The organism is Streptomyces sp. NPDC048643, from assembly GCF_040650615.1.
GTDB lineage: Bacteria > Actinomycetota > Actinomycetes > Streptomycetales > Streptomycetaceae > Streptomyces.
In genome coordinates, this window is the sequence record NZ_JBEZHO010000020.1 from 23568 (window position 1) to 35614 (window position 12047).

The window sequence follows — 12047 nt, forward strand, 5'->3', positions numbered from 1 at the left end:
TGAGTGGGTGTGACCGAGTGCGACCGAGAACAACAGCCGTGGATCGAGGAGAAGAGCTGTGAGCACCGAGAACGAGGGCACCGAGGTACCCCCGGCCCCGTCCGCACCTCCTGTGCCGGTGGACACTCCCGCTGTTTCCGCGCAGGCCCCGCACGACGGGAGCGCACCGACCGCTCCGATCCCCGCCGTCCCGCAGGGCGCCCCCGGCGCACCGGAGCACGCGTCGGCGCCCGCGGGCGCTCCGGCGTACGCCTCGGCCGGTGCCGGGCACGGAGCCGACCCCTACGGACAGGCCGCCGACCCCTACGCACAGAGCACCGGAGCCCAGGGCTCCGCCCCCGAGGCGGGCTGGCCGCCTCCGCCGCCCGCCACTCCGTCGTACGCCGACGGCGGCGGTTCGGGAACCGGCGGCTGGGGCTCCTCGTACCAGCAGCCCGCTCCGAAGCCGAAGAACGGCCGCGGCGGCCTGGTCGCCGCGATCCTGGTGGCCGCGCTGGTCGCCGGCGGAGTCGGCGGCGGCATCGGCTACGGCCTGGCCAAGAACAACGACGACTCCACCGGCTCGACGACGGTCTCGGCCCCGAGCACCAGCGGCCAGGTGAAGCGCGCCTCGGGCACGGTCGCGAACGTGGCCGCCACGGCGCTGCCGAGCACCGTCACCATCGAGGCGCAGAGCACCAGCGGCGAGGGCGGCACCGGTACGGGCTTCGTCTTCGACACCCAGGGCCACATCCTCACCAACAACCACGTGGTGGCGGAGGCCGTCGACGGCGGCAAGCTGAGCGCGACCTTCCCGAACGGCAAGAAGTACGACGCCGAGGTGGTCGGACACGCGCAGGGCTACGACGTCGCGGTCATCAAGCTGAAGAACGCGCCTTCGGGAGAGCTGAAGCCGCTCACCCTCGGCAACTCGGACCAGGTGGCCGTCGGCGACTCCACGATCGCGATCGGCGCGCCCTTCGGTCTGTCGAACACGGTGACCACCGGCATCATCAGCGCCAAGAACCGTCCCGTCGCCTCCAGTGACGGCAGCGCCAGCAGCAAGGCCTCGTACATGAGCGCCCTGCAGACCGACGCCTCGATCAACCCGGGCAACTCCGGAGGCCCGCTGCTCGACGCCTCGGGCGCGGTCATCGGCATCAACTCGGCGATCCAGTCGTCGAGCAGCGGCGGTCTCGGCGGTTCCGGCCAGTCCGGTTCCATCGGTCTGGGCTTCGCGATCCCGATCAACCAGGCGAAGAACGTCGCCCAGCAGCTGATCAAGAACGGCAAGCCGGTGTACGCGAAGATCGGCGCCTCGGTCTCCCTGGAGGAGGGCACGAGCGGCGCGAAGATCACCGAGCAGGGCGCGAGCGGCGCGGCGGCCGTCGAGTCCGGCGGGCCCGCGGCCAAGGCGGGCCTCAAGCCCGGCGACGTCATCACCAAGCTGGACGACATGGTGATCGACAGCGGCCCGACCCTCATCGGCGAGATCTGGACGCACAAGCCGGGCGACACGGTGAAGCTCACCTACACCCGCGACGGCAAGACCCGCACCACGGACGTCACCCTCGCCTCGCGAGAGGGCGACAGCTGACCCACGGGTCGGGCACCGGACCCGTTACTCTTGTCCCCGCGCCGCCGATCAACGGCAGCGCGGGGTGGGTTGCCCGAGCGGCCTAAGGGAACGGTCTTGAAAACCGTCGTGGCAGCGATGTCACCGTGGGTTCAAATCCCACACCCACCGCAGGTGAACGGCCCCTGACCGGGTTTTCGGTCAGGGGCCGTTCGCGTGCTCCCTGGTTCCGGCGCCGCCGGGTGCGCGGCCGTCACGCGTGGCCCCCGGCGATGGCGCGCCCTCAGCGCTGCCGGGGTGAAGGAGCCGTCATGCGGGCCGCGGAGGCGATCGTCGAGCGGGCCTCGTGTTCGGTGAGGCCGGTGCGGACGGCGGCCCGGACGAGCGGGGTGATCAGCTGGGGGCCGATGCCGTTCTCGTAGGCACGGCAGGCCGCCCAGAAGAGGCGTGTGTTGCGCTGGCCCTCGTGCGCGGCGAGGACGAACTGGACCAGCCCCTGGCCCTGTTGCCCTGTGGAGGATGGGGTCGGGTGAAGTCTGCGCGGCGGCGGCAGCAGCAGGTCCAGGAGCTCGCGCGGGCAGGGTGCGGGCGCGAGCCGTGCGGTGCCGGGAGCCGTGCCGTACACGCCGTGTTCGGTACGGGAGCCTGGGCCGACGAGGTAGCCTCCGGCGCCACGGATGTCGATGCCGGGGGCCAGCCTGCTCGCGGAGTTGGGGACGACCACGTCCGGCGGGCCGCTCAGCCACAGGTGCCGGCCGCCGCTCGGGGTCACGACGACGACCGTCTCCGGGATCGTGAACAGATGGCGCAGGGCCAGTTCGCGCAGGGCGGTGGAGGAGTCCGTACCGCATTTGGTGTCGAGGTCGATGCCGATGAGGTGGTGCGGGTCGAGGCCGCAGGCGATGCCGTAGCCGGTGGCCCAGGGGGCGGCGGCGAAGAGTTCGCGGATGCGCCGGGGCTCGGTCGAGGCGTCGTACACGCCGTGTCCGAAGCGCCCGCACTCGCCGTGGCAGGGGGTGGGTTCGGGGTCGTCGCGGTGGGGGGAACGCAGGGCCGGGAGCTTCGTTCGGGACAGCGGGATCACTGCCAGCCCGCGCTCGGCGGCGGACAGGGCGTGGGCCAGGGCCAGGGTGGTGGCCTGCCGGTCGATGGTGGCCATGCCTCTATGTTCGTACGAGTGTTCGAAAAAAGGAAGAGCTCGCCGAGCGTGGCGGCATCCGGAGTCGGTGATGGGTGAGATTGGCCGAAAATGTGCCGGAACGCTTCAGCTGTTGCGGCACCTGGGGAGGGTCGGAGATTGACGAGCTGAATCGTCGCTGAACAGGGGTTTTGTCGAGTGGAAGGGGGTTTATCGACTTGTCATCACGCTTGAGGGGGAATCATGGCTTCCGGGGTGGTTCACCGGGGTCCCGTGGGCAACTCTGGAATCGCGACGTCGTGCACTTCACCGAGGCGGTCGGCCAACTGCCTTGGTAAAAGCCGTACTTCCCGTACAGCCCGGTTCATCGCCGGTGCGTACACCCCGGTTCTGGAGGAATTCACATGGCAGGCATCCGTACCGCTCGCGTCCTCGCCGCCGTCGCGGCCCTTCCTCTGGCCGCCGCCCTCTGCACGGGCGTCGCGTCGGCGGACAACGGTGGCTTCGCGAGCAACGGATCGAACGCGGGAGCGGCGACCGTCAGCGGCGGCGTCGGACGCGACAACAACGGCAACTCCTCCACCACCCAACAGCAGGCGGTCGGGGCCGGAGCCTCGAACCAGAACAACACCGCCCAGGTGAACGGGTCAGCCTTCACGGCGATCAACCAGGGCAACTCGAACGTTCTGGTGAACTTCGTCAACCTCTGGTGAGCCACGGGCCGATGCGCTCTCATCGGCCCTGGGGCTTCCGCGTGGGGTAGTGCTCTGTGGGGTTTCACAGCGGCTGCGCGACGGTGCTTCGGCGCCGTCGCGCAGCCGTGTTTCCCCGGGGAATCGTCTGCGGCGCCCGGGTCCGTGGCCGGCCGGTCGAGGGCGCCCGGCGGGCCGTCTTCCGCGCCCCCGGGTGCGGCGTCCATGACCTTGACAGTGCACCGTATCTGACGGACAGTCAGAAACTCCTGTCCGTACGAGGTCCGGGAGGCCGCCGCCGTGCACCTCGCCCCCACCGAACGCCAGCAGCGGCTGCGTGCCGAACTCCGCGCGTACTTCGCGGGCTTGATGCCGGACGGTCCGCCGCCCGCCGACGACCCGGTACGGCAGCGCGAACTGCTCCGCCGTATCGGCGCCGACGGACTGCTCGGTCTCGGCTGGCCGGTCGCGTACGGCGGGCAGGGACGCGGCGCGGACGAACAGTTCGTCTTCTTCGACGAGGCATACCGGGCGGGCGCGCCCGTCTCGATGGTCACGCTGAACACCGTCGGTCCGACCCTCATGAAGTACGGCAGCGAGGAGCAGAAGGAAACCTTCCTGCCCCGCATCCTGAGCGGCGACCTCGTCTTCGCCATCGGCTACTCGGAGCCGTCGGCCGGCACCGACCTCGCCTCCCTGCGGACGCGCGCCGTACGGGAGCCGGCGGCACCCTCGGATCCGGAGGGCACCGGAGACGGGTACTGGAGGATCGACGGGCAGAAGATCTTCACCTCCAACGCCCAGAACGCCGACTGGATCTGGCTCGCCTGCCGGACCGACCCGGACGCGCCCAAGCATCAGGGCATCTCGATCGTGCTCGTCCCCACGGACGTGCCCGGTTTCTCGTGGACGCCGATCGAGACGGTCGGCGGCCAGACGACCACCGCGACCTACTACGACGGCATCCGCGTCCCGGCCGCGAACCTGGTCGGTGAGGAGAACGGCGGCTGGGGACTCATCACGAACCAGCTGAACCACGAGCGGGTCGCCCTCGCCGCGATCGGCATGCAGGCCGAGGACTTCTACGCGGCGGCGCTGGAGGCGGCCAGGACGCCCGATCCAGTGACGGGGCGGCGCCGGGTTGACGAGCCGTGGGTCCGTTTCCAGCTGGCCGAAGTGCATGCCCGGCTGGCGGCATCACGCCTGCTCAACTGGCGTTTGGTGGGGGACGTGGGGGCGGGCCGGCTGGCGCCGGGAGACGCCAGCGGCGTGAAGATCATGGGAACCGAATCCGCGGTCGCGGTGTACCGAATGTGTCAGCACATTGTGGGAGAGGACGCACTGGTCCGCTCCGGTTCACCCGGGGCGTTCGGGGCCGGCGAGCTGGAGCGGATGAACAGGGCGGCGCAGATCAACACGTTCGGGGGCGGGGTGAGCGAGGTGCAGCGGGAGATCGTCGCGACGATGCGGCTCGGGATGAAGAGGGGGCGGCGATGAGCGGGCGCGGGACAGGACGCGGAGAGACGAGGACGGACGGCCGCGGCGGGGGCGGACTTGGGGCGGCCGGTCATGGTGTGGGTGACCGTCGTGCCGGTGCGGGTGCGGGTGCGGGTGCGGGAGCCGAGGGTGCGGTGGGAGCCGGGGGCGCGGCGGGAGCCGGGGGCGCGGCGGGTGGCGGAGGCTTCGCGCTGGACGGTGGGGTCGGCGGCCATGGCGGTGGTGGCGACGAACTGCTCGTGAGGCTGAGGGAGTTCGAAGGGCGCGCGGCCACCGTCGGAGGCGCCGGCAGGGACCCGGTCAACGCACCGATGATCCGGCACTGGTGCGAGGCGATGGGGGACACCCATCCGGCATACCGAGGGCCGGACGCGGTGGCTCCGCCCACCATGCTCCAGGCGTGGACGATGGGCGGTCTCGCGGGGCACACCGGTCGGCCCGGCCGCTCCGACACGAACGACGAGCTGTTCGCTCTCCTCGACGGAGCGGGCTGCACCTCCGTGGTCGCCACCGACTGCGAGCAGGAGTATCTGTGTCCACTGCGGCCCGGGGACGAGATCACCTTCGACTCGATGATCGAGTCCGTCTCCGAACGCAAGACGACCAAGCTGGGCACGGGGTACTTCATCACCACGCGCATGGACGTCCGCGCGGGAGGAGAACTCGCGGGGACGCACCGTTTCCGCATCCTCAAGTACGCGCCGGCACATCGGAGTCCGAGGGGGGATGAGGGTTCCGATGACGGGGCGAGGGGATCGGGGGGAGCAGGTCGACCCGCGGGTACGGGCGACACCGCGGAGGCGACGAGCACAACCGGCCCCGCTGTACCGGTCGGGCCCGCGGAGACCGTCGGCGCCATGGGCTCCGCCGTAGCGGGTGGCACCGCCGGCGCGCCCCAGCCGAGGAGCAGTCGTCCGCGCCCCGTGGTCAACCGGGACAACGCCGGTTTCTGGGAGGGCGTCGGACGGCAGCGGTTGCTGATCCAGCGCTGTACGGGGTGCGGGACGCTGAGGTTTCCCTGGCTGCCGGGGTGCAACGCGTGCGGCGGCCCGGAGTGGGACACCGTGGAGGCGAGCGGTGAGGGGACCGTCTACTCGTACGTCGTGATGCACCACCCGCCGTTCCCCGCTTTCGATCCTCCCTACGCGGTCGGCCTGATCGAGCTCGCCGAGGGCGTGCGGATGGTGAGCAACGTGGTGGGCGTGCCGCACGACCGCGTCCGGGTCGGCATGCCTGTACGTCTCGAATTCCGGCAGTACGACGAGGAGTTGCTTCTGCCGGTGTTCCGGGCCGGCGCGGGACGCGAGGGCGGCGGTACGGCCGGCGGACCGGCCACTTCGTCGGCCGCGCCCGGTGATGTCGGCGTCCCCTCGGGCGGGAGGAGCTGACATGGACTTCACGCCCACGGAAGAACAGGCCGCCGCCCGGGACCTGGCCGCGCGGATCTTCGGCGACCTCTCCACGCCCGAGCGGCTCACCGCGGCCGGGACGGACAGCGACGCGGGACTGTGGAAGGAGCTGTGTGCCGCCGGGCTCGTGGCGGCCGTCGATGACATCGGGCTTCTCGGCGTGGTGTTGCTGCTGGAGGAGCAGGGCCGCACCACGGCGCAGGTGCCGTTCGCGGCGAGCTGTGTGTACGGGCTGCTCGCCATCGCGACGCACGGTTCCCCCGAGCAGCGCGAGCGGTTGCTGCCCGGCATCGCGAACGGGACGGTGGTGGTGGCCGGAGCGCTGCACGGCTCGGGGTCGGTCGTCGGCAGCGAGGCCGGCCGCTCGCCGAGTGCCGCGGAAGCCGGACGGCCGCTGCTGACCGGAGTCGTCCCGGTGGTGCCCTGGCTGCGGGACGCCACACATGTTCTCGTGGCCGACGACCGACGCGGGCTCTGGCTGGTGCGCACCGCGGAGGCGCCGGCATGCGAACCCGTCGAGCTGACGGCGCCCTGGGCGGCGGGGCGCCTGACCCTCCAGGGGACACCCGGCGAGCCACTCGGCACGGAGGGGGCGTACGAGGACGTGCTGGCCACGGCACGCACCGCCTTCGCTGGACTGCAGGCCGGGGTGGGCGCGGGATCGCTGGCGCGCGCCGTCGCCTACACGAACGAGCGGGAGCAGTTCGGGCGTCCGCTCGCCGCCAAGCAAGGAGTCCAACTGCGAGCCGCCGACGCGTACATGGACATCGAGGCGATACGGGTGACGGCGTACGAGGCGGCATGGCGCCGGGACGAGGGGCTGCCGTACCGGACGCACGCCCTGACCGCCGCGTGGTGGGCGTCCGAGGCCGGGCAGCGCGTGGTGCACGCGGGCCAGCATCTGCACGGCGGAGCGGGGGCCGACCTCGACCACCCGGTGCACCGGCACTTCCTGTGGGGGCGGCAACTGGACGCGTATCTCGGAGGCGGGGGCGAAGTGCTCCAGGAATTGGGTGAGTTGATCGTGACGGGCGAGCCGATGGCGGAGGGGGCGGTGGAGACATGAGGGTGGAGCGGACGGGGGCGGGTTCGGTGACGCGGGCCGGCGATTCCGGGCCGGCGCCCGGACATGGAGACCCCGGCGAGGCAGCGTCCGGCGACGCGAGCTCGGCGTACAGGGCCGGGGACGTACTGCCGCCGTTGGAGATCGAGATCACCCGTACGTTGATCGTGGCCGGGGCGATCGCGTCGCGGGACTACCAGGACGTGCACCACGACGTGGAGCTGGCGCGGGAGAAGGGCTCGCCGGACATCTTCATGAACATCCTGACCACCAACGGCCTGGTCGGACGGTACGTGACCGATCGTTTCGGCCCGGCCTCCGTACTCCGCGCGGTCGCCATCCGACTCGGCGCCCCGAACCACCCGGGAGACACCATGGTGATGACGGGCTCGATCGAGAAGGTCGACGGCGACACGGTCACGGTGCGCATCCTCGGCACCAACAAGATCGGCCGGCACGTCATGGGCACGGTGACGGTGACCGTCCCGGGCCCGAGGACGACTGCACCGCCGTCCGCCCCGGTCAGCGCCTCCTCCTCGTTGACCTCAACCTCAACCTCCACCTCAACCTCAACCTCCGCCGCTGCCGCTCCACCCACCCCCAAGTCCGTCTCCGTCCCGGAGTCCGTCTCCGCCTCCGCATCCCGTTCCGATTCCGCGTCCTCTCTCGTCTCCGGTGGGGCGTCGGCCGAAGGCGGTGCCTCGTGAGTGTGCGGAGGAGGGACGACCTCGGTGGGCGGGCGGCGATCGTGGGGATCGGGGCCACCGAGTTCTCGAAGGACTCGGGACGCAGCGAGCTGCGGTTGGCGGTGGAGGCGGTGCGGTCCGCCTTGGACGACGCGGGGCTGACACCGGACGACGTGGACGGGATGGTGACGTTCACGATGGACACCAGCCCGGAGATCACCGTCGCCCAGGCGGCGGGGATCGGGGAGCTGTCCTTCTTCTCCCGCGTCCACTACGGCGGCGGTGCCGCCTGCGCGACCGTCCAGCAGGCGGCGCTCGCGGTGGCGACCGGGGTGGCCGATGTCGTCGTCTGCTACCGGGCGTTCAACGAGAGGTCGGGGCGCAGATTCGGCTCGGGAGTCCAGCGGCGGGAGCCGTCCGCGGAGGGCGCGGCGCTGGGCTGGGCCCTGCCGTTCGGGCTGCTCACCCCGGCCTCGTGGGTGGCGATGGCGGCCCAGCGGTATCTGCACACCTACGGTCTGACCCCCGAGGCGTTCGGGCATGTCGCGGTCACGGACCGGAAGTACGCGGCGACGAACCCGGCGGCGTACTTCCACGGCAGGCCGATCACGCTCGCCGAGCACGCGGCGTCCCGGTGGATCGTGGAGCCGCTGCGGCTGCTGGACTGCTGTCAGGAGACCGACGGCGGCCAGGCGCTGGTCGTCACCTCTGTGGAGCGGGCCCGTGATCTGCCCCGTCCCCCGGTGGTCGTCGCGGCCGCCGCGCAGGGGGCCGGTCGGGCACAGGAGCAGATGACGAGTTTCTACCGGGACGATCTGACCGGGCTGCCCGAGATGGGAGTGGTGGCCCGGCAGTTGTGGCGGACCGCGGGGCTCGGGCCGGCGGAGATCGACGTGGGGATCCTGTACGACCACTTCACCCCGTTCGTGCTGACGCAGCTGGAGGAGTTCGGATTCTGCAAGCCGGGGGAGGCCGCCGACTTCGTCGCGGAGGAGCGGTTGCCGCTGAACACGCACGGAGGACAGCTCGGGGAGGCCTATCTGCACGGGATGAACGGCATAGCGGAGGGCGTCCGGCAGCTGCGGGGCACGTCCGTGAACCAGATAGCCGGAGCCGAACGGGTCCTGGTCACTGCGGGCACGGGGGTTCCCACTTCGGGGCTGATCCTCGGCTCCGACGACTGAGGGAGCCGTCCGCCTCGCCCGCAGGTCTCCCCCTCGGCCGCAGGTCTCCCCGCCCCGATCAACAGTCGCCTGCCGTCCGTCTGCCGGCCCCTCTCAGGGGTGAACCCTCAGGGGGCGGTGGGCGCTCGTCCACCTTCAGAAGGTGGGGCCACCCCCCTTCCTACAACCTGAGGCGGACATGGCTTCGGGACCTGCGGCCGATCCGCGGGAGGAGGGGGCGAACCTAGCGTGGAGCCATGACCACACTCGTCTGCACCAGCGCCTCGGACGCCGCCACTCCGGCGACGCAGACCCGTTCGTACCCGTCGTTCTCCTCCTACATGAGGGCGCGCCAGCCGGTGCTGCTGCGGACCGCCCGGTCGCTCACCGCGAACCCGAGCGACGCGGAGGACCTGTTGCAGACGGCCCTGACGAAGACGTACGTCGCCTGGGACCGGATCGAGGACCATCGGGCGCTGGACGGCTATGTGCGGCGCGCGTTGCTGAACACGCGGACGTCGCAGTGGCGCAAGCGCAAGGTCGACGAGTTCGCGTGCGACGACCTTCCGGAGCCGGAGGGGCTGCCCGCGGCGGACCCGGCCGAGCAGCAGGTGCTGCGCGACGCGATGTGGCGGGCTGTCATGAAACTGCCGGCGCGCCAGCGGGCGATGGTGGTGCTGCGCTACTACGAGGACCTGAGCGAGGTCCAGACGGCGGAGGTGCTCGGCGTCTCCGTCGGCACGGTCAAGTCGGCGGTGTCGCGCGCGCTGGGCAAGATGCGGGACGACCCGGAGCTGGCTCCCGCCGCCTGAGGCGAGTGCGCAGGTCCTGTCCGGTGGGTCCGACGCGGACGTGGGCGGGACGCGGAGCCCTGTCCCGCGCTCCATACAGCGCCCGAGCAGGTGTGGCGCTGATCGATCATTCCTGCGCCTAGTGACATACCACGCGGTATGTGAGCAGAATCAGCGGAACCCATTACTACCGCGTAGGCAATGTCGCCCCCGGGAGGACGCCGTGCTGAGCACGATGCAGGACGTACCGCTGACTGTGACCCGCATTCTCGTGCACGGGGCGCGGATCCACGGAGAGTCGCAGATCACGACCTGGACGGGACAGGGCGAGCCGCACCGGCGCAGCTTCCGCGAGGCCGGCGCGCGGGCCAACCAGCTCGCCCACGCCCTGCGCGACGACCTCGGGGTGACGGGCGACGAGCGGGTCGCGACGCTGATGTGGAACAACGCGGAGCACGTCGAGGCGTACTACGCGATCCCCTCCATGGGCGCCGTACTGCACACGCTGAACCTCCGCCTCCCGGCCGAACAGCTCGTGTTCATCGTGAAGCACGCCGCCGACCGCGTGGTCATCGTCAACGGCTCGCTGCTCCCGCTGCTCGCTCCCCTCCTCCCCCACCTGTCGACGGTGGAGCATGTGGTGGTGTCGGGCCCCGGTGACCGTTCGCTGCTCGACGGGGCGAGCGTGCGCGTGCACGAGTACGAGGAACTGCTCGCCGGGAAGCCGACGGAGTACGACTGGCCGGAGCTGGACGAGCGGCAGGCCGCGGCCATGTGTTACACCTCCGGCACCACCGGGGACCCCAAGGGCGTCGTGTACTCGCACCGTTCGATCTACCTGCACTCCATGCAGGTCAACATGGCGCAGTCGATGGGGCTCACCGACCAGGACACCACCCTGGTCGTTGTCCCGCAGTTCCACGTCAACGCGTGGGGCCTGCCGCACGCGACCTTCATGTCGGGCGTCAACATGTTGATGCCCGACCGTTTCCTCCAGCCCGCGCCGCTCGCCGAGATGATCGAGAGCGAGCGGCCGACGCACGCCGCGGCCGTCCCGACCATCTGGCAGGGCCTGCTCGCCGAGCTGACCGCCAAGCCGCGGGACGTCTCCTCCCTCACCCAGGTGACGATCGGCGGCTCCGCCTGCCCGCCCTCCCTGATGGCCGCCTTCGACGAACTGGGCATGAGCGTCTGCCACGCCTGGGGCATGACCGAGACCTCCCCGCTCGGCACCGTCGCCCGCCCGCCGGCCCACGCCGTCGGCACGGACGAGGAGTTCGCGTACCGGCTCACGCAGGGCCGTTTCCCGGCCGGTGTCGAGGCCCGCCTCACCGGCCCCGGCGGCGAGCGCCTCCCCTGGGACGGCGAGTCGGCCGGCGAGCTGGAGGTCCGCGGCCCCTGGATCGCGGGTGCCTACTACGGTGGCGCCGGCGCGGAACCGCTGCGTCCCGCCGACAAGTTCAGCCCCGACGGCTGGCTGAAGACCGGTGACGTCGGCACGATCAGCCCCGACGGCTTCCTGACCCTCACCGACCGCGCCAAGGACGTCATCAAGTCGGGCGGCGAGTGGATCTCCTCGGTCGACCTGGAGAACGCCCTCATGTCCCACCCGGACGTGGCCGAGGCCGCGGTCGTCGCCGTCCCCGACGAGAAGTGGGGCGAGCGCCCGCTGGCCACCGTCGTCCTCAGGGAGGGCTCCACCGCCGACTTCGCGTCACTGCGTGCCTTCCTCGCCGACGAGGGCAAGATCGCCAAGTGGCAGCTGCCGGAGCGCTGGACGATCGTCGAGGCGGTGCCGAAGACGAGCGTCGGCAAGTTCGACAAGAAGGTGCTCCGCCGGCAGTACGCCGAGGGCGGCCTGGACGTGACCCGGCTCTGACGCATCGGCTCTGACGTACCGCCTCTGACACACCCCGCCGGGTCCCCACCACCGGACCCGGCACGCGACCCCTGCGCCGGGCGGGCGCTTCACGGCCTCCGCCCGGCGTACGGCTGTCCCGGGCCCGGGCCCGGGCCCGGACCCGGAGCGCCCCACCTCCGCGTCGCGGAGTGG

General features: G+C 71.4%; 9 protein-coding genes, 1 tRNA gene and 1 pseudogene. 10 read left to right on the plus strand and 1 reads right to left on the minus strand.

The annotated features are described in order from the left end of the window. Positions 1–58 precede the first annotated feature (58 nt). Together AB0C62_RS20960 and AB0C62_RS20965 are read left to right on the plus strand one after the other, a co-directional pair. Complete coding sequence (locus AB0C62_RS20960; protein ID WP_362975207.1) at positions 59–1576, plus strand: trypsin-like peptidase domain-containing protein; 1518 nt, start codon at positions 59–61, stop codon at positions 1574–1576. Positions 1577–1639: 63 nt separating this feature from the next. After that, positions 1640–1726 (plus strand) — tRNA-Ser (locus AB0C62_RS20965). A gap of 112 nt (positions 1727–1838) precedes the next feature. Here the strand turns inward: AB0C62_RS20965 and AB0C62_RS20970 are convergent. Then, positions 1839–2714 (minus strand): bifunctional DNA primase/polymerase, encoded by an 876-nt coding sequence (locus AB0C62_RS20970; RefSeq protein WP_362975209.1) that lies wholly within the window; start codon positions 2712–2714, stop codon positions 1839–1841. Between the two features lie 383 nt (positions 2715–3097). Here AB0C62_RS20970 and AB0C62_RS20975 point away from each other — a divergent pair, with 383 nt between their 5' ends. The 8 genes and pseudogenes from AB0C62_RS20975 to AB0C62_RS21010 all read left to right on the plus strand — a co-directional run bounded on the left by AB0C62_RS20975 (position 3098) and on the right by AB0C62_RS21010 (position 11873). Next, on the plus strand, positions 3098–3406 hold the full coding sequence (locus AB0C62_RS20975) for a hypothetical protein (protein ID WP_362975210.1): 309 nt from the start codon (positions 3098–3100) through the stop codon (positions 3404–3406). A gap of 279 nt (positions 3407–3685) precedes the next feature. Further along, positions 3686–4882 carry an acyl-CoA dehydrogenase family protein gene (locus AB0C62_RS20980; protein WP_362975212.1) on the plus strand — a complete coding sequence of 399 codons (1197 nt, stop codon included), beginning with the start codon at positions 3686–3688 and terminating at the stop codon, positions 4880–4882. A gap of 191 nt (positions 4883–5073) precedes the next feature. Beyond that, positions 5074–6270: a bifunctional MaoC family dehydratase N-terminal/OB-fold nucleic acid binding domain-containing protein gene (locus AB0C62_RS20985; RefSeq protein ID WP_362975353.1), complete on the plus strand. Its 1197-nt coding sequence runs from the start codon at positions 5074–5076 to the stop codon at positions 6268–6270. 1 nt (position 6271) lies between these two features. Continuing rightward, on the plus strand, positions 6272–7357 hold the full coding sequence (locus tag AB0C62_RS20990; protein WP_362975214.1) for an acyl-CoA dehydrogenase family protein: 1086 nt from the start codon (positions 6272–6274) through the stop codon (positions 7355–7357). Between the two features lie 125 nt (positions 7358–7482). Continuing rightward, a pseudogene (locus AB0C62_RS20995) lies at positions 7483–7842 on the plus strand (acyl dehydratase); the annotation flags it as partial. A gap of 215 nt (positions 7843–8057) precedes the next feature. Continuing rightward, positions 8058–9224, plus strand: a complete 1167-nt coding sequence (locus AB0C62_RS21000; RefSeq protein WP_362975216.1) for a lipid-transfer protein — start codon at positions 8058–8060, stop codon at positions 9222–9224. A 236-nt stretch (positions 9225–9460) separates the two neighbouring features. Continuing rightward, the gene (locus AB0C62_RS21005; RefSeq protein ID WP_362975218.1) at positions 9461–10015 is read left to right on the plus strand and encodes a SigE family RNA polymerase sigma factor; all 555 of its coding nucleotides are present in this window, start codon (positions 9461–9463) and stop codon (positions 10013–10015) included. Positions 10016–10229: 214 nt separating this feature from the next. Continuing rightward, positions 10230–11873, plus strand: a complete 1644-nt coding sequence (locus AB0C62_RS21010) for a long-chain fatty acid--CoA ligase (protein WP_362975355.1) — start codon at positions 10230–10232, stop codon at positions 11871–11873. Positions 11874–12047: the final 174 nt, after the last annotated feature.